General features: G+C 63.2%; 19 protein-coding genes. 12 read left to right on the forward strand and 7 right to left on the reverse strand.

Annotated elements, in window-relative coordinates; translation table 11 throughout:
- Positions 1-144: 144 nt before the first annotated feature.
- Positions 145-870: an SDR family NAD(P)-dependent oxidoreductase gene (locus P8Q88_RS04660; RefSeq protein ID WP_278322652.1), complete on the forward strand. Its 726-nt coding sequence runs from the start codon at positions 145-147 to the stop codon at positions 868-870.
- Between the two features lie 88 nt (positions 871-958).
- Here P8Q88_RS04660 and P8Q88_RS04665 read toward each other — a convergent pair whose 3' ends face one another.
- Together P8Q88_RS04665 and P8Q88_RS04670 are read right to left on the reverse strand one after the other, a co-directional pair.
- On the reverse strand, positions 959-2,629 hold the full coding sequence (locus P8Q88_RS04665; RefSeq protein WP_278322653.1) for a M10 family metallopeptidase C-terminal domain-containing protein: 1,671 nt from the start codon (positions 2,627-2,629) through the stop codon (positions 959-961).
- Between the two features lie 167 nt (positions 2,630-2,796).
- Complete coding sequence (locus tag P8Q88_RS04670) at positions 2,797-3,810, reverse strand: D-alanine--D-alanine ligase family protein (RefSeq protein ID WP_278322654.1); 1,014 nt, start codon at positions 3,808-3,810, stop codon at positions 2,797-2,799.
- Between the two features lie 147 nt (positions 3,811-3,957).
- Here P8Q88_RS04670 and P8Q88_RS04675 point away from each other — a divergent pair, with 147 nt between their 5' ends.
- On the forward strand, positions 3,958-4,593 hold the full coding sequence (locus P8Q88_RS04675) for a class I SAM-dependent methyltransferase (protein ID WP_278322655.1): 636 nt from the start codon (positions 3,958-3,960) through the stop codon (positions 4,591-4,593).
- Positions 4,594-4,672: 79 nt separating this feature from the next.
- Here P8Q88_RS04675 and P8Q88_RS04680 read toward each other — a convergent pair whose 3' ends face one another.
- Positions 4,673-7,456 (reverse strand): Rne/Rng family ribonuclease, encoded by a 2,784-nt coding sequence (locus P8Q88_RS04680; RefSeq protein WP_278322656.1) that lies wholly within the window; start codon positions 7,454-7,456, stop codon positions 4,673-4,675.
- Positions 7,457-7,909: 453 nt separating this feature from the next.
- Between P8Q88_RS04680 and P8Q88_RS04685 the strand changes: the two genes are divergently transcribed.
- The 6 genes from P8Q88_RS04685 to P8Q88_RS04710 all read left to right on the forward strand — a co-directional run bounded on the left by P8Q88_RS04685 (position 7,910) and on the right by P8Q88_RS04710 (position 15,194).
- Positions 7,910-8,767 carry an N-acetylmuramoyl-L-alanine amidase family protein gene (locus tag P8Q88_RS04685; protein WP_278322657.1) on the forward strand — a complete coding sequence of 286 codons (858 nt, stop codon included), beginning with the start codon at positions 7,910-7,912 and terminating at the stop codon, positions 8,765-8,767.
- Positions 8,768-8,835: 68 nt separating this feature from the next.
- Positions 8,836-11,346, forward strand: coding sequence for a penicillin-binding protein 1A (locus P8Q88_RS04690; RefSeq protein ID WP_278322658.1), 2,511 nt, complete (start codon positions 8,836-8,838; stop codon positions 11,344-11,346).
- Between the two features lie 89 nt (positions 11,347-11,435).
- Positions 11,436-12,563 (forward strand): peptide chain release factor 2, encoded by a 1,128-nt coding sequence (gene prfB, locus P8Q88_RS04695; RefSeq protein WP_278322659.1) that lies wholly within the window; start codon positions 11,436-11,438, stop codon positions 12,561-12,563.
- Positions 12,560-13,324, forward strand: a complete 765-nt coding sequence (locus P8Q88_RS04700) for a class I SAM-dependent methyltransferase (protein WP_446532529.1) — start codon at positions 12,560-12,562, stop codon at positions 13,322-13,324. Before prfB ends, P8Q88_RS04700 begins: the two co-directional genes overlap by 4 nt.
- Positions 13,324-14,730: an NAD(P)H-dependent flavin oxidoreductase gene (locus tag P8Q88_RS04705; RefSeq protein ID WP_278322660.1), complete on the forward strand. Its 1,407-nt coding sequence runs from the start codon at positions 13,324-13,326 to the stop codon at positions 14,728-14,730. Before P8Q88_RS04700 ends, P8Q88_RS04705 begins: the two co-directional genes overlap by 1 nt.
- A 2-nt stretch (positions 14,731-14,732) precedes the next feature.
- Positions 14,733-15,194 carry a GNAT family N-acetyltransferase gene (locus P8Q88_RS04710; RefSeq protein ID WP_278322661.1) on the forward strand — a complete coding sequence of 154 codons (462 nt, stop codon included), beginning with the start codon at positions 14,733-14,735 and terminating at the stop codon, positions 15,192-15,194.
- Here P8Q88_RS04710 and P8Q88_RS04715 read toward each other — a convergent pair.
- Complete coding sequence (locus P8Q88_RS04715) at positions 15,191-15,619, reverse strand: nuclear transport factor 2 family protein (protein ID WP_278322662.1); 429 nt, start codon at positions 15,617-15,619, stop codon at positions 15,191-15,193. The two genes, P8Q88_RS04710 and P8Q88_RS04715, sit on opposite strands and share 4 nt — an antisense overlap.
- Before the next feature lie 65 nt (positions 15,620-15,684).
- A complete protein-coding gene (locus P8Q88_RS04720) occupies positions 15,685-16,701 on the reverse strand; it encodes a 2-hydroxyacid dehydrogenase (protein WP_278322663.1) in 1,017 nt (338 codons plus the stop codon).
- A gap of 84 nt (positions 16,702-16,785) precedes the next feature.
- Here P8Q88_RS04720 and P8Q88_RS04725 point away from each other — a divergent pair, with 84 nt between their 5' ends.
- On the forward strand, positions 16,786-17,253 hold the full coding sequence (locus P8Q88_RS04725) for an SH3 domain-containing protein (RefSeq protein WP_278322664.1): 468 nt from the start codon (positions 16,786-16,788) through the stop codon (positions 17,251-17,253).
- Here P8Q88_RS04725 and P8Q88_RS04730 read toward each other — a convergent pair whose 3' ends face one another.
- Both P8Q88_RS04730 and P8Q88_RS04735 read right to left on the reverse strand, forming a co-directional pair.
- Positions 17,254-17,670, reverse strand: coding sequence for a hypothetical protein (locus P8Q88_RS04730; RefSeq protein WP_278322665.1), 417 nt, complete (start codon positions 17,668-17,670; stop codon positions 17,254-17,256).
- 3 nt (positions 17,671-17,673) lie between these two features.
- Complete coding sequence (locus P8Q88_RS04735; protein WP_278322666.1) at positions 17,674-18,870, reverse strand: thiolase family protein; 1,197 nt, start codon at positions 18,868-18,870, stop codon at positions 17,674-17,676.
- Between the two features lie 89 nt (positions 18,871-18,959).
- Between P8Q88_RS04735 and P8Q88_RS04740 the strand changes: the two genes are divergently transcribed.
- The 3 genes from P8Q88_RS04740 to P8Q88_RS04750 all read left to right on the forward strand — a co-directional run bounded on the left by P8Q88_RS04740 (position 18,960) and on the right by P8Q88_RS04750 (position 21,536).
- Positions 18,960-20,390, forward strand: coding sequence for a coniferyl aldehyde dehydrogenase (locus tag P8Q88_RS04740; protein WP_278322667.1), 1,431 nt, complete (start codon positions 18,960-18,962; stop codon positions 20,388-20,390).
- 157 nt (positions 20,391-20,547) lie between these two features.
- Complete coding sequence (ndhC, locus tag P8Q88_RS04745; RefSeq protein WP_278322668.1) at positions 20,548-20,922, forward strand: NADH-quinone oxidoreductase subunit A; 375 nt, start codon at positions 20,548-20,550, stop codon at positions 20,920-20,922.
- Positions 20,923-20,990: 68 nt separating this feature from the next.
- Complete coding sequence (locus tag P8Q88_RS04750) at positions 20,991-21,536, forward strand: NuoB/complex I 20 kDa subunit family protein (RefSeq protein WP_278322773.1); 546 nt, start codon at positions 20,991-20,993, stop codon at positions 21,534-21,536.
- The last annotated feature ends 7 nt before the right edge of the window (positions 21,537-21,543 follow it).

The raw sequence follows: 21,543 nt of genomic DNA on the forward strand, positions 1-21,543 counted from the left end.
CACGCAAGCTGCGTCCAACAGGATCGAAGACATGGACCGCATGGAACACAGTTCAGGGCGGAAAAGCAGAATGATGCGAAAATGGCGAAAACCTGCGGGCTTTCGGGGAACAATGTGCACGCGCGATCGGTCTAGTCCGGTACGATGGAAGTAGGAAAGCCAGTTAACAGGGCCGCCGTCTTCGGGGCCAGCGGCGGTATCGGCCGGGCGCTGACACAGGCGCTGATCGAGGACGGTGTCGAGGTATGGGCAGGCTGCCGCTCGGGCGATCCCGGAATAAAGGACGCGCGACCGTTCGCCTTCGACCTCGCCGACGAACAGACTATCGCTGATGCGGCGGAGGCCATGCGCAAGGCACCACCAGATCTGGTCATCGTCGCCAGCGGCGTGCTCACGCTCGATGACGGGACGGGCCCCGAGCGCAGTTATCGCGGGCTCGATGCGCAGGCGATGCAACGTGTCTTCCTGCTCAACACGATCGGCCCGGCGATCATTGCCAAACACATGCTGCCGCTGTTCGACCGCAAGGAGCGATGTGTGTTTGCGGCACTGTCCGCCAGGGTCGGCTCGATCTCGGACAATCGCCTGGGCGGATGGCATAGCTATCGTGCCAGCAAGGCGGCGCTGAACATGCTGCTGAAGAACTTCGCGATCGAGCTCGGTCGCACGCACAAGCAGGCTGTCGTGGTCGGCCTCCATCCGGGCACTGTGGACACCAGCCTCTCGGAGCCATTCCAGTCCAATCTGCCGGACGGCCAGCTTACCGCTCCGCAGGACGCAGCGGCAAACCTGCTGTCGGTGCTCGGCAATCTCGACCCGGCCGACAGCGGTACGGTGTTCGATTTCGCGGGCAAGGCGATACCGGCGTAAGCCAATCACCCTCGCAACGAAAAAGCCGCCCCGCGCGCGATGCGTGGGGCGGCTTAATTTTGTTGGTCCCGCAGGACCCCGGTTCGGATCAGCCGAACACGATGTCCGGAACCGGAACCGTATCGAGATTTTCGAAGATGATCGACTGGTCGATCATACCGTCGCCATCGATATCGATGTCGAGGCGGTTGTCGACCACCGTCAGCTCGGAATCACCGCCGAGGCCGAGGCCCGAAAGGTCGATCGTGTCGACGCCTTCCTCGAAGTCGGTGATGATGTCGGTGCCACCGTTGGTGAAGCCGTCGGTGAACAGCTTCTCGTCCGACGCGAAGACGAATACGTCAGCGCCGCCGCCACCGGTCAGGATATTGTCCTGCTCGTTGGTGATGATGACGTCGCGATAGGCCGTGCCGACCGCGTTTTCGATTTCGGTACCATAGGCGATCGCGATGTTCTGGTACTGGGTCGTACGAACGCCGGCATGGCCCGTATCGGCCAGAATGTCGCTGGCGTTGCGGGTCATGAATGAACCCATCACGGCATCGATCGTCGCCTGGCTTTGGGGCGAGAAGAAATCGGGGACGCCATAGGCAACCTCGTAGGCGTCGTTGAGCGACTGCAGCGCTTCTGCCTGGTCGGCCGTGGTGATGTTGCCCTGGCCGGCCGATGAGAACTGCCCGTCACGCAGGTCGATGACCACGCTGGCTTCGAAGCCCGACAGGTCGATCGTGTCAATGCCACCGGCATCGTAGATCGCCAGATATGGATGCTCGTTCTGCGTGAAATCGAACACGTCGCGATCGGCCGTCGAATTGAAGCCGTAGGTCGTGTCGTCCGTCCGCGTGGTCGGATCGGCGCCGTACTTCTGCTGGATGACATAGATGTCGTGCAGCAGCGGGGTCTGCGCATTGCTGAAGAAGAACGTGCCCCAGTTAACGATGCGCGCACCGGTTTCCTGAGCCGACCAATAGGACATGATCGAGTACTGTTCGGAATCCTGAGCGTACTCCGCCTGGTCGGCATAGTTCGTCGCGCCGGCGCCGTTGTAGGCCCCCGGGTGGCTGAGGCCGACGGCGTGACCGATCTCGTGGATCATCGTGGTTGCGCCATAGCCGCCGAAGCTGAGGTCGCCGTTCGAGAAATTACCCTCGTGAAGAAGCTCGCCTTCCTCGCTGAAGTAGCTGCGCGGATCGGCGATGAAGACGTCACCGAAGAACTTCCAGCCCCTCGCATTCGTGAAGTCGTATTCCGGATAATAGGCATATGCCTGCGCCGGATCCCACGAATTGGCGAACTGGATGTCCGCCCCGCGGCCGTTGCTTTCAACGAAGGTGGGGGCGATCAGGTCGTCCCACAGCGCGATCGAGCCGCGAGCGTTGGCCTTCTGCGCTTCGGTGAAAGAGTTGGCACCGTTGTTCGCGCCGAAACCGTAGTTCGGATTGTTGTACAGTCCGGTAAGGTTGCTGCCTTCGAGGAAGGTGTAGGTGATGCGGCCATTGCCGCTGATCGACTGCGAGTTGCCCGAATCGATCTGGTCGACAACCTGGTCGAGGTCGGCAACGATCTTGCCCCGATAGGTGAAGCCGAAGCCACCGAAGTTATCGAGGTTGAAGTCCTGAGTCATGTCACCGGTGTTGAAGTCCAGCACCGTATCCACGGTCAGCTGTTCCGACAGTTCACCGCCGTGGTCGCACGCATCGGTGCAGGTGTGGGAAATGAGATAGTCTGCGTTTTCAGCAAGCACGTTGCGACGTGGCATGCGGCCCTCCAGTCCAAGAAAAGGTGTACGATCCAAGTTGCCGTCGGCGACAGCAGCTAACCCTTTCGTAACCATTGGACGGCGTCTTGCAAGAGGCAAGACGTCCCAAGGCAAGACAACGCAACTTATTTACACAGCATAGCCACTCGGCTTTGCGGAACAGCGGGTCAGGCCATCAACCCATTGCGCCGCCAGCTTTCCGCCAACAGCGTTTCGAGCAGGTCCGCGTGGCTGAAGCCTGCGTGGGCCGCAGCCTTTGCCATGACCTTTTCCGACCAGAGATTGCAGTTGAGGTTGATCTCGATGAAATTGATGTCGCCGGTCTTCAGATCCAGCCGGAATTCGATGCGCCCGTAATCGAAGGGCATGAATTCGCGGGCCACCTTGCGCGCCATAGCTTCGATCTTCGGCGCAAGATCGGGATCGTCGAATCGCTTGAGTGCTGCCTTCTCCTTGTTTTCGACGAGATCGCGCTTCTCGTAATAGGTCCAGAGACGCTGCGTATCCTCGCGCTCGTACCACAGCATCGGCAGCGCGGTGGGTTCGTCATTCAAGGTAATGAAGGCGCACTGGACATCGTAGCCGTCGAGATAGGGCTCGACGATGGCATCGTGGCCCTCGGTATGAATGTGCCAGACCGCGTTGGCCACCTCGGTCCACTCGCGAGCGTCGGTAATGCCCCAGCTGGCCGACGAGGCGTTGGGCTTGATCACCCAGCGACCGGCATCCTTTGCCGGCAGGTTCTCCTCAAGGACCGGGGCGCCGCGGCGATAGCAGAACCACGGGGCGGTCGGCACGCCTGCGTGTTCGCAGACGAGCTTGGAAACCGACTTGTCGTCACCCAGCCCGCGAAGGAAGGGCATTGCACCCAGATAGGGCAGGCCGACCCGGTTGCACAGGATCGGGATGAGCATTTCACTGTTCACGAAGCCGCCGCGATTGAGGAGGGGGAATACGAAGTCGACATCGGGCTTTTCGAAGAGAACCTCGTAAGTGTTGGCCAGTTCGAGATTTAGCCCGAGATCCTCGAGCGTGGTGCGCACCTCGTGGTGGTAGATGGCATGATTGCCGTCTTCGGGATGCATCCCGCCACCGAACAGGGCATGCTTGGCCATGAAGAGCATGCGAATGCGGTCTTTGGCATCCTGGGGGATGCGGAGCGGCGAAATGGCATTGGTCATTGGTCGAGGGCGTCCGTCTTGTTTCCAGCCGGCGCCTTAGTCTTGCCCGCGTCACCCCGCTACAGATTTCTGCCAGCGAAAATCTCCTTGCCGCACGGGGGAAACCGGTTAGCGTGAAGGCCGGCCTTTTAGTGGGGAGGGCGGCAGGTGGGACTGAAGAGCTGGTACGATGCCGCCATCATGCCGAGGCTCATCACCTATGCCTGCGGTCAGAAGGAAATCGAGGAGCGACGCCGGATGGTGGTTCCGCTGGCACGTGGGCAGGTCTTCGAGATCGGGTGCGGCGGCGGGTTCAACCAGAAGCTCTACGATCCCGAGAAGGTTACTGGTTTCAGTGGCATCGATCCGCATGAGAAACTGCTGTCCGGCGCACGTGCCGAGGCTGAACGCAAGGGATGGGAGGTCGATCTGCGCCAGGGCGTGGGGGAAGCGATCCCCTTTGCCGACAGCAGCTTCGATACCGTGGTCTGTACCTATACGCTGTGCTCCGTGGACGACCAGGCACAGGTATTGGCGGAATTGCGCCGCATCCTGCGGCCGGGCGGCCAGCTGCTGTTCCTCGAGCACGGGCGTGCGCCCGATCCCGGGATCGCCCGGTGGCAGGAGCGGATTGAACCTTTATGGAAGCCGCTGGCCGGCGGATGCCACCTCACCCGACCGATAGGTTCTGCCCTGCGCGGAGCGGGTTTTTCCGTGGAGCCGCTGGGCCAGGCGTACCTTCCCAAGGCCCCTAAAGTAATGGGCTGGATGGAGTGGGGCTTGGCGCGCAAGGAAGGCGTTTGATCACTCCGAGATAGCAGAACGCCCCGATCCGCAGACCGGTCGGGGCGTTCGCTTTTCGTCTCTTGCGAGGGTGTGCGGCTCAGCTTTCGCCGAAGGTCCGCTGCCACCAGCCCTTGCGTGGCTTTGCCGTCTCGACCGTGCCGGCGCTGTCCTCGCTTTCCGAGGGTTCTTCCGTGGCGGTCGCGCCGGTTTCAGCCTTCGACTTCTTCCCGGAGCTTCTGGTCTTGCGGGCGGGCTTGGTCTTAGCCGGCGCCTCTCCCGTTTCTCCCGCTTCGTCCGGACCGGCGACGACGGCCATGTCGTCCTTCACCTGCTCGGCCAGCTCCGCAGCGTCTTCCTTGGCCGCCTTGGCCGGTGCCTTGCGGGTCCGGCTGCGTTTCGGTTTTGCCTCGGCGGCATCGGCAGTGTCCTCAGGCTTTTCGTCCGTTGCCTTGGCCTTGCGTGCGCGCTTGGCCTTCGGCTTGGCTGCCTTTTCGCCACTGTCGTCCTCGCCGCCGGTTTCGGCATCGTCGGTCTTCTTTCGCCGGCTGCGCTTCTTGGGCTTGGGCGCATCCTCTTCGGCAGAGGCTGCCTCGGCGGTTTCCGGCGTGTCTTCGGGCCCTGCGACCACCGCCATGTCTTCCATGACCTGCTCCGAAACGGCGTCGAGTTGCTCGGCATCGCCGCTGTCGACACCATCGTCGGTCCTGCCACCACGGCCGCGGCCACCACGACGGCGTCCGCCGCGCCGACGCCGCTTCTTGGGCCGATCCGAACCATCGTCGTCGGACGAGTCCTCGGCATCATCGGAAGCATCGTCGCCGTCGCTATCGTCCCCCTCGGCATCGTCGCGGTCGCGTTGCTTGTTGCGACCGCGGCCACCCCGCCGACGGCGACGCTTCTTCCTTGAGCGGCCATCCTCTTCCTCATCGTCGCTATCGTCATCGAAGGCTTCGGTGTCCGCTTCGTCGTCCTCGTCATCCTCGACCAGTGTTTCGAACTTCGGCACATTGGTCGGGCGCGGGCCGGAGCTGGAGACGTTCATCTTCGCGCCTTCGTCTTCGCCTTCCGGATGGACGACAACGGTCACGCCGTAACGCTCTTCGATCTCCATGAGATCGGCACGTTTTTCGTTGAGCAGATAAACTGCCGCTTCCGTACTGGCGGCGAGGGTGATGATCGTACCCTTGCCCTTGGCGGCTTCGTCCTCGATCAGGCGCAGCGCCGAAAGCCCGGCGCTGGAGGCGGTGCGCACGAGACCCGTGCCATCGCAATGCGGGCAATCGCGGGTGGTCGCCTCGAGCACGCCGGTGCGCAGGCGTTGGCGGCTCATCTCCATCAGGCCGAAGCTCGAAATGCGACCGACCTGGATGCGCGCACGATCGCTCTTGAGCGCTTCCTTCATCGCCTTCTCGACCTTGCGGGTATTGGAGTGGTGCTCCTGGTCGATGAAGTCGATGACCACCAGCCCGGCCATGTCCCGCAGGCGCAGCTGGCGCGCAATTTCGCGTGCCGCTTCCAGATTGGTGTGCAGCGCCGTCTGCTCGATGTTGTGCTCCTTGGTGGAGCGGCCCGAGTTGATGTCGATCGAAACGAGCGCCTCGGTCGGGTTGATGACCAGATAGCCGCCGCTTTTCAGCTGCACCACCGGATCATACATCGCCTTGAGCTGGTCTTCCGCGCCATAGCGCTGGAAGAGCGGCACGGGGTCCGCATACTGCTTCACCCGCCGGGCATGGCTAGGCATCAGCAGCTTCATGAATTCCTTGGCCGATTTATAGCCGGCCTCGCCCTCGACCACGACCTCCTCGATCTCGCGATTGTAGATGTCGCGGATGGCGCGCTTGATGAGGTCACTGTCCGAATGGATCAGCGCCGGCGCGGCGGAGGACAAGGTGCGTTCGCGTATCTCGTCCCACAGCCGGGCGAGATAATCGAAGTCGCGCTTGATCTCGGTCTTGGTCCGGCTGAGGCCGGCAGTGCGAACGATCAGCCCCATGGTGCGCGGCAGCGTGAGGTCGCTGACGACCTGCTTGAGTCGCTTGCGGTCGGCGGCGGACGAAATCTTGCGCGAAATGCCACCGCCATGGCTGCTGTTCGGCATCAGAACCGTATAGCGGCCGGCGAGGCTGAGATAGGTGGTCAGCGCAGCACCCTTGTTGCCACGCTCTTCCTTTACGACCTGAACCAGCAGTACCTGGCGGCGCTGGATGACGTCCTGAATCTTGTAACGGCGGCGCAGCGCCATTCGCTTGGCGCGTGCTTCGTCGACTTCCTTGGCGCGTGCGCGGCCCTTGCCCTGCCGACGACCGCGACCCTTGCGACCGCGCGCATTGCGCTTGCCGCCATTGTCGTCGTCCTCGCTGTCGGCGTCGTCCTCGTCCTCATCGGCGTCATCGTCTTCGTCGTCACCGTCGAGCTGGCCTTCCTCGATCGTGGCGACCTTGTCCTTGTCGGAGGTGTCCACTTCCTCGAGCCCGTCTTCGGCAAGGTCTTCGGCAAGCGCTTCGGCGCTCTCTTCCTCGGCGTCGTATTCCTCGCCGGGCATCTCGCCGCGCTCTTCCTCTTCGGCGCGCAGGCGGGCTTCCTCTTCGGCGGCCTCGGCCTCTGCCGCGAGCAGTGCTTCGCGGTCTTCCTTGGGGATCTGATAGTAGTCGGGATGGATTTCGCTGAAAGCGAGGAAGCCGTGGCGGTTACCGCCGAAGTCGACGAAGGCCGCCTGCAGCGACGGTTCGACCCTGGTTACTTTCGCGAGATAGATATTGCCTTTGATCTGCTTGTGATCGGCAGATTCGAAATCGAATTCCTCAATGCGGTTTCCCTTGAGGACCGCCACCCGGGTTTCTTCCTGGTGGCGCGCATCGATAAGCATGCGCGTTGCCATGTAATAGTCTCCAGCCGCTGCGGGGCGGGGCGGGCCCGTCGTCCGCGCGGCGTATCATGTTGGAAAATCCGCGACCGACCATGCGGAGCGCGGCGTTGCTGGACCGATCACCGTGCCGTGGGGCACGGGTTCGGGTATTCGTGACTGCTGGAACGTGGCCTTGCGAATGTCGCGGTGTCCGGCCCGATGCAAACGCAGAAAGGACGGAAGCCTTTGCTGCGCATGTCGGGGAGAAGGAGACCATGTCCTGCATCAACCTGTAATCATTGCGATCCTCGATCGGGCGAGCGCCCGCGGATCGGTTGGATGGTCTAATACGGCAACCTGTATCGTCGCGTGAATTCGCGCCGATTGCGGGCGCCGGAAAACCGGTACTGCTGTGCTAGCACCGTGGGTTTCCATCGGCAACCATATTGCGCCACGGGACAAGAAAGCCCTAACCACGAAGGCCTCATGTCACCGCGACTGCAAACCATTCTGCTTGCTGCGATACCGCTCGTGCTGGTGGCGGGCGCTGTCGCGTCGCTCTACTCCGCGAGCGAGGCTGCCGCTCGCCCCGCATATGTCATGCGGATCGCATTGCCGGAGACGGCCGACACGCTCGACCTTCCGCAGGTTACAGGCGATACCACAATGCCCCTGGTGGTGATCGATGCAGGCCATGGCGGCTTCGATCCCGGCGCGTCGGGTCAGGGCATCGTTGAAAAGACCCTGGTGCTCGGACTCGCCCGGGCGCTAGCGGAGGAATTGCGGGAACAGGGCGGTGTGCGCGTGGCCCTTACGCGCGATGACGACCGCTATCTGTTGCACGCCGAAAGATTCGAGATTGCACGGCGCCTGGGAGCCGACCTGTTCCTCTCGATCCATGCCGACAGCGCCGGGGATGCCAGCGACATATCGGGGGCGAGTATCTACACGCTGTCCAACGAGGCGTCGAGCGAGGCTGCGGCGCGATATGCCGCGCGGGAAAATGCCTCCGACAGGCTCAACGGGGTTTCGCTGTCCGACCAGAGCGATGTGGTCAACACGATCCTTGTCGAACTGTCGCAGCGGCGCACGCAGGAACAATCGGCTGAATTCGCACGATTGATCCGGCGGGAAGGGGAAGGCGTGCTGCAGTTTCATCCGCAGGCCATCCGTTCGTCGGCCCTCAAGGTCTTGCGCGCACCCGATGTGCCCTCGGTCCTGTACGAGAGCGGCTTCCTGACCAATGAAGGCGAAGCGCAGCGACTGGCCTCGCCCGAGGGACGCGAGCAATTCGCCGAAGTGATGGCGCGTGCGATCCGGATCTATTTCGCACGCCAGGAATAATCGCACCGCAAGGCCATTCTTGTTCTGGCAGAGTGCAGGATTGGCGTGCTAGAGACCTCGCCCTGACCATGTCCGACCTCTCGACCTTCCCCTATGTCCGCCACCGCCTGACCGACGATCCCCGGCGTCTGATCGCCTGGGTCTCGGACAATTGGGCTACAAATCGAAAACTGCGCGTGATCAGCTACGCCGCCGGCGTGCTGGTTGTCCTGCTGGTCCTCGCCTGGGCAACGCTGGCTCGCAATCTTCCCGATGCGAATTCCCTGCTCGACTATGAAACGCCGCTGCCGACCGTGGTTCGCGGGGTGGATGGCGAGATCGTGCATTCCTACGCGCGCGAAAGGCGCGTGCAGCTGCAATATGCCGATTTTCCGGAGCAAATGATCGAGGCCTATCTTTCGGCAGAGGACAAGACCTTCTTCAGCCACAATGGCGTCGACCTTACGGGTACGCTGAATGCGGCGGTCGACTATCTCGTCAAATTCGGTTCGGGCGAGCGTGCGGTGGGCGGTTCCACCATCACGCAGCAGGTTGCGAAGAACCTGCTGCTGGGCGACGAATATTCGATCACCCGCAAGCTGAAGGAAATGATCCTCGCCACGCGCATCGAAAGCGTGCTGACAAAGCAGGAAATCCTGGAGCTGTACCTCAACGAAATCCCGCTCGGGCGCCGCAGCTTCGGCGTGCAGGCCGCCGCGCGGGCCTATTTCGACAAGGATGTCGGCGACCTGGACCTGCATGAGACGGCCTTCCTGGCGATCCTCCCCAAGGCACCGGAACGCTATGGCCGCGAACGTTACCGCGAGCTGGCGCTGGTGCGGCGCGACTTCGTGCTCGACCAGATGCAGGCCAACGGCTTCGTCAGCGCTGCCGATGCGGCGGCCGCCAAGCGCCAACCCCTGGGGCTGGTCCAGCAGCGCAGCGAGCGTTCGGCCGATGCAGGCTATTTCCTCGAAGAGGTCCGCCGCCAGCTGATCGATCAGTTCGGCGAGACCGCCGAAGATGGCGAGAACAGCGTCTATGCCGGGGGCCTGTGGGTGCGCACCTCGCTCGATACCGAATTGCAGGAAGCGGCACGCGATGCCCTGCGCGCACAGTTGCTGAGCTATCACGGCAATCGCGGCTTCACCGGGCCGGTGGCGACGCTGAACCCGGAGAATGGCGACCTGCATTCGCAGCTCGCCTCGTCGAACCTCTCGATCAATTACGAGGACTGGCAGATCGGTGTGATCACTGCCGCCGGCTCGTCTGCGACGATCGGGTTCACCGACGGCGAGGATTATCCGCTGGTCGGCGCTCCGTCCTCGTTGAAGGTTGGCGATGTCGTGGCAGCCGCCAAATCGGGCGATGGCTATCGCCTGCGCGGGGTACCCGAAGTGTCCGGGGCCTTCCTTGCCGAGGCACCGCAGACCGGCCGCATCCTGGCGATGCAAGGCGGTTTCGACAGCCGCCTGGGGGCCTTCAATCGCGCAACCCAGGCCGAGCGGCAGCCGGGCTCGACGATCAAGCCCTTCGTTTACGCGTCCGCCCTCGACCACGGCATGACGCCTGCGACCGAAGTGCCCGACCAGACCTTCTGCGTCTGGCAGGGTGCACAACTGGGCGAGAAGTGCTTCCGCAACTTCGGCGGTGGCGGGGGCGGCGTCCACACCATGCGCTGGGGTCTCGAACAGAGCCGCAACCTGATGACTATTCACATCGCCGATACGACCGGCATGCCGAATGTGGTGCAAACCATCAAGCGCCTCGGCATCGGCGAATACGAGCCCTATTATTCCTTCGCGCTCGGTGCCGGCGACACGACCGTGGCGCGCATGGTCAATGCTTATTCCGCTCTCGCGAACTGGGGACGTCAGACCGAAGGTTCGGTCATCGACTACGTCCAGGATCGCGACGGCAAGGTGATCTTCCGGTCCGACAAGCGCGAATGCACCGGTTGCAACATGGAGCAATGGGACGGTCAGCCCATGCCGCGCTTCGAACCGGAAGGGCGGCAGGTGCTCGATCCGCGCACCGCGTTCCAGGTCGTGCACATGCTCAAGGGCGTCGTTACCCGCGGCACGGCGGTGCGCCTGCGCAGCCTCGACTTGCCGATGTTCGGCAAGACCGGCACCACCAACGGCCCGACCAACGCCTGGTTCGTCGGCGGGACGCCGGATATCGTCGCGGGCATGTACGTCGGCTTCGACCAGCCGCGCAATCTTGGCGGGTGGGTGCAAGGCGGCAATACGGCGGCAACCATCATGAAGCGCTTCGTCGAGGCTACGCGTGACCGCTGGGATGCGGAAGACTTCATCGCACCGCCCGGGATTCGCATGGTCAAGATCGACCGCCGAAGCGGCAAGCGCGTGTTCGATGCGACGCCGTCCGACGAACCGACTGCCGCGGTCATCTGGGAAGCGTTCAAGCCCGACACGGAACCGCCGCGCGCCACCCGGGGCGATGCGATCGCGGCCAAGCGCAACGAGATCCTCGACCTCATCCGCCGCGCCCGGCAGGGCCCGCGCCAGGCGGCCACGAGCGCCCGCAACGAGAGCGAGCCGGCCGATTTCGTCGAGGAACAGGGCGGTATCTACTAGCTGAAATCTTCTGGCAGCCACGGCCGCTCAGCTTTACAATCGCTCTCCGCGCGTTAGGGGCGGCACACAAGTTTCTGAAGGAATTACCGATGCGTGCCGAAGGGCAGGCCAATATCGACAGGATCGAAGCGGCGCTGTCGCTGGTGCGCCAGTCGCTCGACTGGGAGCGCGCCTTGCGGCGTCTCGATGAACTGGACGCGCGCGTCCAGGATCCCACTCTGTGGGATGATCCTAAACAGGCGCAGGCGATCACGCAGGAACAGAAGCGGCTCGAAACCGCGATAAACACCGTCCGCGAGATCGAGAGCGAGATGGCGGATGCTGTCGAATTCGTCGAAATGGGCGAAGCGGAGGGGGATGACGAGGTCATTGCCGAAGGTCTCGCCACGCTGGCGGGCCTTGCCGACCGCGCCGACCGCGACAAGGTGCAGGCGCTTCTGTCGGGAGAGGCGGATGGCAATGACACTTATCTCGAAATTCACGCCGGCGCGGGCGGGACGGAGAGCCAGGACTGGGCCGAGATGCTGTTTCGCATGTACGCCCGCTGGGCCGAACGGCGTGGCTTCAAGGTCGAGACGGTTGAGTATCAGGCAGGCGACCAGGCAGGTATCAAGAGCGCAACGCTGCTGCTGAAGGGCGAGAACGCCTATGGCTATGCCAAGACCGAAAGCGGAGTGCACCGCCTTGTGCGCATCAGCCCCTATGACAGTTCGGCGCGGCGCCACACCAGCTTCAGTTCGGTCTGGGTCTACCCGGTGATCGACGACGATATCGATATCGAGATCAATCCGGCCGACCTCAAGATCGACACCTATCGCGCGAGCGGCGCGGGCGGGCAGCATGTGAACACGACCGACTCCGCAGTGCGGATCACGCACCAGCCGACCGGCATCGTCGTCGCCAGCCAGAACGACCGCAGCCAGCACAAGAACCGCGCCACTGCGATGAGCATGCTCAAGGCGCGCCTGTTCGAACGCGAAATGGCAGAGCGCGAGGCGGCTGCATCGGGCGAGTATCAGGAAAAGAGCGATATCGGGTGGGGTCACCAGATTCGCAGCTATGTGCTCCAGCCCTATCAGATGGTGAAGGACCTGCGCACGGGTGTACAATCCCCGACACCCGACGATGTGCTCGACGGCGCGCTGGATCCCTTCATCTCGGCAGCGCTCGCCCAGCGCGTTACCGGTGAGACGGTTGAGGTGGAGGACGCGGAGTGAGGCGCGGCCTCGCTTTTCTCCCTCTCGTCGCAGCCTGCCTGTCCGCCTGCGACGGCGACTTGCTGAGCGCCGGGAGCGAACCGGCCAGCTTCCCGACTCCCGACCGGCCGGTATCCAGTATCGGCACCTATTCCGTCGCCAGCGAGGACCAGCGCGACAGCCGCGGCGAGGCCCAGACGGTGATGGATCTTGCCGAACTCGAGCCCGGCATGACCGTGGCGGATATCGGCGCGGGAAATGGCTATTACACGCTGCGTCTGGCCAAGCGTGTCGGCGAAAACGGGCGCGTGCTGGCGCAGGATATCGACGGCGATGCGCTCGCGCGGCTTGCGCGCCGTGTCGAACGCCAGCGGCTCGACAATGTCTCGATCCGTCGCGGCGAACCGGCTGATCCGCGGTTGCCGCCCAACAGTTTCGACCGTGTCTTCATGGTCCACATGTATCACGAGATCGAACAACCTTACGAATTCCTCTGGCGCCTGTGGCCTTCGCTGCGCGAGGGCGGGCAGGTCATCGTGGTGGACAAGGACCGCCCGACCGACCAACACGGGATCGACCCGCTGCTCCTGTCGTGCGAGCTGGAGCGGGTCGGGTACGAACTGGTCGCCTTCAAGGATGCGCCCGAACTGCTCGGCTACTATGCACAGTTCAAGGCAGCGGCTACGAGGCCCGAACCCGGAGAGATCGAACCGTGCCGCGGCGACAGCGTCGCGCACGACGCGCCGCCCACCGAGCGGACGACGAAGAAAGAGAAAGCATAATGAGTTTCAAGGGTCTCAAACCCATCGTCTATGGCGGCAAGGAAGTCTGGCCGCTGATCGAGGGCGGCAAGGGCGTGTCCGCCACCAATCACATGAGTTCCGGCGCCTGGGCCGCGGCGGGCGGCATCGGCACGGTCAGCGCGGTCAATGCCGACAGCTATGACGAGGACGGCAACCCGATCCCGCAGGTGTATCCGCAGGCGACCCGCAAGGAACGCTTCGAACAGCTGGTCCGCTACGCCATCGACGGGGCGACCGAACAGGTGAACCGCGCCTACGAGATCGCCGACGGCAAGGGCGCGATCAATATCAACGTTCTGTGGGAACAGGGCGGGGCGCAGCAGGTGCTCGAAGGCGTGCTCGACAATTGCGCCGACAAGATTGACGGCGTCACGTGTGGGGCGGGGATGCCCTACAAGCTGGCCGAGATCGCCCAGCGCTACAACGTTCACTACTTGCCGATCGTCTCCTCAGCCCGCGCCTTCCGCGCATTGTGGAAGCGCAGCTATTCCAAGGTGCCGGACCTGCTGGCGGCGGTGGTTTATGAAGACCCCTGGCTGGCGGGCGGCCACAACGGCCTCTCCAATGCCGAGGACCCGACCAAGCCCGAGGATCCCTATCCCCGGGTGAAGGCGCTGCGCGAAACCATGCGCAATGAGGGCGTCAGCGAGGACACGGCGATCGTCATGGCCGGGGGTGTCTGGTTCCTGCGCGAGTGGAACGACTGGATCGACAATCCCGAGCTCGGCACGATTGCTTTCCAGTTCGGAACGCGCCCGCTGCTGACGCATGAAAGTCCGATCCCGCAGGTGTGGAAGGACATGCTGCGCACGGTCGAGCCAGGCGATGTGCTGCTGCACAAGTTCTCACCCACCGGCTTCTATTCCAGCGCGGTGAAGACGCCCTTCCTTTACGATCTGATGCACCGCAGCGAGCGCCAGATTCCGATCTTCAAGCGTGACGAGGAGGAGGGCACGATCCCGCTGCTCGACCACGGCAAGGCGAAGTATTTCTTCGTCCACCCCGGCGACCAGCGCAAGGCGCAAAGCTGGATGCACGAGGGCTTTACCGAACCGCTGAAAACACCCGATGATACGGTGGTTTTCGTGACGCCCGAAAGTGCCGAGCAGATACGGCTCGACCAGCAAAACTGCATGGGCTGCCTGTCGCACTGCCAGTTCTCGAGCTGGAAGGATCACGACAACCACACGACCGGGCGCCTTGCGGACCCGCGCAGCTTCTGCATCCAGAAGACCCTGCAGGACATTGCCCATGGCGGCGACCCGGACGAGAACCTCGCTTTCGCGGGCCACGCAGCTTATCGTTTCAAGCAGGACCCGTTCTATTCGAACAATTTCACTCCGACGGTGAAGGAACTGGTCGAGCGGATTCTGACCGGCGACTGACGGTGGAGTTCGGCATCGCCAGCCTTGCCGATGCCGACGTCCGCGACCTTGTCACGTTGCACCAGCGCGAAATGTATGATGCCTCGCCGCCGGGCACCTCCTTCGCGCTCGACCTCAGCGGGCTTGATCAGCCTGAGGTTACGGTTTTCGCCGTCCGGGACCATACCGGCTTGCTCGGCATTGGCGCGCTGATGGCGCTCCCGGAAACGCGTGGCGAGATCAAGTCGATGCGGACGCGAGCTACAGCCCTGAGGCGTGGTGTCGGACAGACGCTGCTCGACGGGATAGAGGCCGAGGCGCGCAACAGGGGGTATGCGAAACTGTTCCTCGAAACCGGGACAGGCGAAGCCTTCGAGGCGGCAAACCGGCTTTTTCTGTGCAACGGCTTCACCCGTCGCGCAGCCTTCGGCGACTATGTCGAGACCGACTTCAACATCTTCTACGAAAAGGCGCTACAGCTTTAGCGCCACAGCTGCATTGCCCTGATCGCATCGGGCATGTGCTTATCGGTATCCGGACGCGAGAGCGTGCGTTCGATCAGCTTCCATTTGCGGCGCATCCGGCCCTTCTGCCACAAATCGACGACCCAGCTATCCCCGTTCCAGTCGCGGCCCTCGACCGAGGCCTCCAGCCCCAGGCGCGTGGCGAACACGGCGACATTGCCGTGCCGGCGGACATAGACTTCGTCGAAGCGATAGCCGGTGCACCGGAAACGCGTGGTTGCAGCCTCCAGCCAGCTGGCGCGGTCGAGAATCACGGGTTTGCTCGATCCCAGCAGAAAGATGAAATCGCGCGCGGCGAGCGCCTTCATCTGATTGCGATCGCGCTGCATCCACGAACGCATCCAGAGGTGTTCGAGCGCTTCGATACTGGTGGCGAATTCATCCATGGCGCAGGCGATACATTTTGCGCGTGCGAAGGCAAGTGCTCTGCTGTCCGTACGGGCGAAGCCGGCTAGCCGAGCCCCGTCAGCACCTGGTCCGGTGGCCGATGGCCGTCGGCCCACATGCGGATGTTGGCGATGACCTTGAACCCGCTCTCTTCACGTCCCTCGCGCGTGGCGCTGCCGATGTGGGGGAGGGTCATCACGTTGGGATGCCGGATCAGCCGTTCGTCGACATGGGGCTCGTCCGGATAGACGTCGAGCCCGGCGCCTGCCAGGTGCCCTTTTTCCAGCGCGGCGACCAGCGCCTCCTGGTCCACAAGATCGCCGCGCGCCGTGTTGATGAGACTTGCGCCGGCTTTCATCAAACCGATGCGCCGCGCGTCGATCATCTGCCGCGTCGCCGGGCCAGCGGGGCAGTGAAGGGTCACGATATCGGAACTGGCCAGCAGGTCGTCGAGATCGGCGACGTAGGTTGCGGCAAACATCCGCTCCACCGCTTCTGGCAATCGCTTGCGGTTGTGGTAGGCGATCTCGAGGCCGAAAGCATGCGCCCGGTGCGCCACCGCTTGCCCGATACGACCCATGCCCACGATGCCGAGGATCTTGCCGGCGAGCTTGGTGCCGAGCAGCGCCGTGGGCGTCCAGCCGCTCCATTCACCGCTGCGGATCAGCTGCACGCCTTCGCGCACGCGCCGGGGGACGCCGATGATCCCCGCCATGGCGATATCGGCAGTGTCGTCGGTAAAGACGCCCGGCGTGTTCGAGACCATGATGCCGCGGTCATGCGCCGCGCCGAGGTCGAGGTGCTCCGTCCCGGCGCCGAAATTCGCGATCAGGCCGAGGTCCTCGCCCGCCCGAGCCAGCATGTCGGCATCAATACGATCGGTCACCGTCGGCACCAGCACATCGCACTGCTGCAGCGCGGCCACAAGTTCCTCGCGCGATAGTGGGGCATCGTTGGTGTTGAGCGTGACGTCGAACAGCTCGCCCATCCGCTCCTCAACGGAGGGCATCAGGCGTCGCGTAACAAAGACGCGGGGCTTGCGCGCAAGGCGTTTCTCGACCGTTTCGCTGTGACTGACCATCTGGATTCATCCGCTAGGGCGCAGGGGGGTATCCGGTCAAGCGCGGTTGCCGCAGCGATGTCGAATCATGTATGGATCGCAGCGATGATCAGACTTCTCCTGCCAGCGATCGCTATCGTTTTCGCGATCGCGACGCCCGCATCCGCTCAGGAACGCGATGTGCCCTATTGGGCGACCATCCGCGCGAGCGAACTCAACATGCGCGTCGGGCCGAGCGCGGAGTACAAGATTGCTTGGGTCTATCGCCGTCCGGGCCTGCCGGTGAAGGTCATCAGGGTGATGGAAGGCTGGCGGTTGATCGAGGATCCGGCGGGCGACAAGGGATGGGTGGTCGCGCGCCTGCTGAGCCCCGATCGCGGGGCAATTGTTCGCGCTGACGAACCGGTCGACATGCGCGATGCTCCCGGGGCGGGTGCGGCTCTCAAATGGCGGGTAGAGCCTGGCGTGGTCGCTTCGCTCGGCGATTGCGAGGATGGCTGGTGCGAGGTCGCCATCGGCCCGCGTGCGGGCTGGATCGCGCAAGAAATGCTGTGGGGTGCCGGCGCGCCCTGATCACTCCGGTGCGCCGGGTTCCTCGTTCAGCCGGCGCACGGTGGTCGAGATCTCGCCATTGGCATCGAGTACCGTAAGCACACCGCCTTCGGTGGCGCCGCCGCCGCTGTAGCAAGTTTCCGGCGCATCGCCCTCGGGATCGAAGCACATGTTCGCGCCGTCCTGACGCCAGCGGCCCGTTTCGGTCATCGCCCCGTCGGCATTGGTTTCGCGATAGGTTCCGTCCGCCGAGACGGTCTGCAGGATGACCGTGCCGTCGCTCAGCGTCGTCTCGTATTTGCCAGCAATATTCGATGCAATCTCCGCGTTGTCCGATTGCTCAGGCGCGGGTTCGGGATCGGACGCGCCGCAGCCCGCTGGCAGGACGCTCAGCGCAACCAGCAGGGCACACGAAGCCCGCGAGTCCGCAAAGCCCATCGGTCAGACAATCTCGACGGCGACGGCCGTCGCCTCGCCGCCACCGATGCACAACGAGGCCACGCCGCGCGTCTTCCCCTGTTGCTTCAAGGCGTTGAGCAGCGTGACGATGATCCGCGTGCCGCTGGCACCGATCGGGTGACCGAGAGCGGTGCCGCCACCGTTCACGTTGATCTTCTCGTGCGGGATACCGATGTCGCGCATCGCAAACATGGCGACGCAGGCGAACGCCTCGTTCACTTCCCAAAGATCGACGTCGTCCGCCGACCAGCCCGCTTTCTCCAGCACCTTGTTGATGGCGCCAACCGGGGCCACGGTGAATTCGCTCGGTTCCTGTGCATGCGCGGCCATGGCGACAATCTTCGCAACCGGTTCCTGACCGTTGGCCCTGGCGATGCTTTCGCGGCTGAGGACGACAGCCGCCGCGCCATCGGAGATAGAAGAGGAGGTTGCCGCAGTAATCGTGCCGTCCTTGGCAAAGGCAGGACGCAGCGTCGGTATCTTGTCGGGCTTGCCCTTGCCGGGCTGCTCGTCATGCTCGACCGTCACGTCCCCGCGACGGGTCGAGAAACTGACCGGGACCACTTCGTCCGCAAAGGCGCCGCTTTCGATGGCGGCATTCGCACGGCGCAGGGACTCGATCGAATAGTCGTCCATCTGTTCGCGGGTCAGCTGGTATTCGTTCGCCGTGTCCTGCGCGAAGGTGCCCATGGCGCGACCTTCCTCATAGGCGTCCTCCAGCCCGTCGAGGAACATGTGGTCGTAAGTGGTATCGTGGCCGAGGCGTGCGCCGCTGCGGTGCTTTTTCAGCAGGTACGGCGCGTTGGTCATGCTCTCCATCCCGCCAGCAACAATGTAGTTCACGTCGCCCGTGGCGAGCGCCTCTGCGCCCATGATCACCGTCTGCATACCGCTGCCGCAGACCTTGTTGACGGTGGTCGCCTGAACCGATTTCGGCAGGCCGGCCTTGATCGACGCCTGGCGTGCCGGCGCCTGGCCGAGGCCTGCGGGAAGGACGCAGCCCATGTAGGTGCGGTCGAACTTCTCCGGTGCGACACCGGACCGCTCGACGGCGGCCTTCACCGCCGTAGCGCCCAGATCGGTCGCCGAAACGTCGGCAAGGGCGCCCTGCATGCCCCCCATCGGCGTGCGGGCGTAAGACAGGATGACGACGGGGTCGGCTGCGCTGAACTGGGTCATGCTTGTGCTGGTCCTCTGGTTCTGAAATATCGTAGCCGCGAGATAGGACACGCGCCCGCGTGGCGCAACACGATGCAGGAGAGAATACGATGGCGGACGACCGTAAGAGCGAGATGGAAGAAGTCCTGCGCAAGCAGCGGGCGGCCCACCACCAGATGCGTCCCGAACCGATGGCGCTCCGCAAGGATCGTATCGAGCGCGCAATCAACTTGCTGAAAACGCATAGCGAGGATCTATGCAAGGTGATGAGCGCCGACTTCGGCAATCGCTCGCCCATGCAGTCGATGCTGACCGATATCGCCGGCACGATCAATTTCGGCAAATACTGTCTCAAGAACATGGACAAATGGGCGAGGCCCGAAAAGCGACATGTCCAGTTCCCCCTCGGCCTGATGGGCGCCAAGGCGCAGGTTCGCTACGAGCCCAAGGGCGTGATCGGCATTCTCAGCCCGTGGAACTTCCCGGTAAATCTCGCCTTCGGTCCGCTGATGCAGGTGTTCGCCGCCGGCAATCGCGCGATGATCAAGCCGAGCGAGTTTACCGAGAAGACCAGCCTGCTGACGCAGGAGCTGGTGGAAGAGTATTTCACGCCCGACGAGTGCGCGGTCTTCACCGGCGGCCCCGAAGTCGCGGGGGCCTTCTCTGAGCTTCCTTTCGATCACCTCGTCTTCACCGGCTCCACCGCGACCGGCCGCAAGGTCATGGAAGCGGCGTCGAAAAACCTGGTGCCGGTAACGCTGGAACTCGGTGGCAAGAGCCCGGTCTTCCTCGGCGAAAGTGCCGATTTCGCCAAGGCGGGTGAGCGTATCGCGCTTGGCAAGATGATGAATGCCGGCCAGATCTGTCTTGCCCCGGACTATATGTATGTGCCCGAAAGCAAGCAGGACGAGGCAATCCACGGCGTGTGGCAGGGCACCGCCAACATGTATCCGACCATGCTCGAGAACGAGGACTACGCCAGCATCGTCAGCGATCGGCATTTCGACCGCCTGAAAGGTTTGGTCGCGGATGCGAAGGAGAAGGGCGCCGAGGTGATCGAGATCAATCCCGGGAACGAGGATTTCGGCAATGCCAATCAGCGCAAGATGCCGCTGACGATCCTCAAGAACGTCACCGACGACATGCAGGCAATGCAGGAGGAAATCTTCGGCCCGGTCCTGCCGGTGAAGACCTATCGCGGGATCGACGAGGCGATCGACTATGTGAACGAGAACGATCGTCCGCTCGGCCTTTATTATTTCGGTGACGACGACAGCGAACGTGAGAAGGTGCTGGGCAAGACGATCAGCGGCGGGGTGACCGTCAACGACGTGATCTTCCATGTGTCGATGGACGACTTGCCATTCGGCGGTATCGGCCCCTCGGGAATGGGTAGCTATCACGGGGTCGAGGGTTTCCGCGAATTCAGCCACGCGCGCAGTGTCTACACGCAGCCCAAGATTGACATCGCCAAACTCGGCGGATTCAAGCCACCCTATGGCGATGCGACCAGAAAAGCGCTCAAGTCGATAATGAAGTGATCTTATCGCTTGTGTGCCTGCCAACCGGGCGCGCAAGCGATGCAACCGCTTGTGCAGGATTTGCGCGCCCCGCACCCTTGCACCGACCCGCCGAGGGGCCTAGAGGCGTGCGCGAACCGTACCCAAGCGGAATCGCCTCCGCGGCAAGGAACTCTACGTGGTCGACCTCGAACAATATCTGCCAATCCTCATATTCCTGTTCATCGCGGTCATCCTTTCGGCAGCCTTCGTGTTCCTGCCGATGGGTGTCTCGCGGTTGACCGGCGCGCACAATCCGGATGCGGAAAAGCTGAGCGAATATGAGTGCGGTTTTCCTGCATTCGAGGACCCGCGCAGCCAGTTCGATGTCAAGTTCTACCTCGTGGCGATCAGCTTTCTGCTGTTCGACCTCGAGGCCTCGTTCCTGTTTCCCTGGGCGGTGAGCCTGGACGTGACCGGCTGGACCGGGTGGATCGGCATGATGATCTTCCTCGGCATACTCGCCATCGGTCTCGCTTATGAATGGAAGATGGGAGCGCTGGACTGGCAATGAGCAACGCAACCAACGATCCCGCCTTCGCTGGCGAAACCTCGCTTAATCCCGCGCTCGACGGGCAGCGGATGCGCGACAGCGCCCTGCCGACCGCCAAGGGCGGCGAAGTGCGGCAGCCTGACGCCGACTATTTCAACGCGCTGCAGAGCGAAGTTAACGACAAAGGTTTCCTCGTCACGTCGACCGAGGACCTGTTTCACTGGGCGCGCACCGGAAGCCTGTGGTGGATGACCTTCGGCCTCGCGTGCTGCGCGGTCGAGATGATCCACGTGAACATGCCGCGCTATGACATGGAGCGTTTCGGCGTCGCCCCGCGCGCATCGCCGCGCCAGTCGGACGTGATGATCGTGGCCGGCACGCTGTGCAACAAGATGGCCCCGGCACTGCGCAAGGTCTACGACCAGATGTCCGATCCGAAATACGTGATCAGCATGGGTAGCTGCGCCAATGGTGGCGGATACTATCACTACAGCTATTCGGTCGTTCGCGGCTGTGACCGGATTGTGCCGGTCGACATCTATGTTCCCGGGTGCCCGCCGACGGCCGAAGCGCTCCTCTATGGCGTGATGCAGCTGCAGCGCAAGATCCGCCGCTCGGGCACGATCCAGAGGTAAGGGCGAA

Source organism: Qipengyuania marincola (genome assembly GCF_029688625.1).
Lineage (GTDB): Bacteria > Pseudomonadota > Alphaproteobacteria > Sphingomonadales > Sphingomonadaceae > Qipengyuania.

Coding starts and splice junctions, on each gene's coding strand:
- P8Q88_RS04660 (WP_278322652.1), top strand. CDS start 145: ATGGAAGTAGGAAAGCCAGTTAACAGGGCCGCCGTCTTCGGGGCCAGC.
- P8Q88_RS04665 (WP_278322653.1), bottom strand. CDS start 2,629: ATGCCACGTCGCAACGTGCTTGCTGAAAACGCAGACTATCTCATTTCC.
- P8Q88_RS04670 (WP_278322654.1), bottom strand. CDS start 3,810: ATGACCAATGCCATTTCGCCGCTCCGCATCCCCCAGGATGCCAAAGAC.
- P8Q88_RS04680 (WP_278322656.1), bottom strand. CDS start 7,456: ATGGCAACGCGCATGCTTATCGATGCGCGCCACCAGGAAGAAACCCGG.
- P8Q88_RS04685 (WP_278322657.1), top strand. CDS start 7,910: ATGTCACCGCGACTGCAAACCATTCTGCTTGCTGCGATACCGCTCGTG.
- P8Q88_RS04690 (WP_278322658.1), top strand. CDS start 8,836: ATGTCCGACCTCTCGACCTTCCCCTATGTCCGCCACCGCCTGACCGAC.
- prfB (WP_278322659.1), top strand. CDS start 11,436: ATGCGTGCCGAAGGGCAGGCCAATATCGACAGGATCGAAGCGGCGCTG.
- P8Q88_RS04705 (WP_278322660.1), top strand. CDS start 13,324: ATGAGTTTCAAGGGTCTCAAACCCATCGTCTATGGCGGCAAGGAAGTC.
- P8Q88_RS04715 (WP_278322662.1), bottom strand. CDS start 15,619: ATGGATGAATTCGCCACCAGTATCGAAGCGCTCGAACACCTCTGGATG.
- P8Q88_RS04720 (WP_278322663.1), bottom strand. CDS start 16,701: ATGGTCAGTCACAGCGAAACGGTCGAGAAACGCCTTGCGCGCAAGCCC.
- P8Q88_RS04725 (WP_278322664.1), top strand. CDS start 16,786: ATGATCAGACTTCTCCTGCCAGCGATCGCTATCGTTTTCGCGATCGCG.
- P8Q88_RS04730 (WP_278322665.1), bottom strand. CDS start 17,670: ATGGGCTTTGCGGACTCGCGGGCTTCGTGTGCCCTGCTGGTTGCGCTG.
- P8Q88_RS04735 (WP_278322666.1), bottom strand. CDS start 18,870: ATGACCCAGTTCAGCGCAGCCGACCCCGTCGTCATCCTGTCTTACGCC.
- P8Q88_RS04740 (WP_278322667.1), top strand. CDS start 18,960: ATGGCGGACGACCGTAAGAGCGAGATGGAAGAAGTCCTGCGCAAGCAG.
- P8Q88_RS04750 (WP_278322773.1), top strand. CDS start 20,991: ATGCGCGACAGCGCCCTGCCGACCGCCAAGGGCGGCGAAGTGCGGCAG.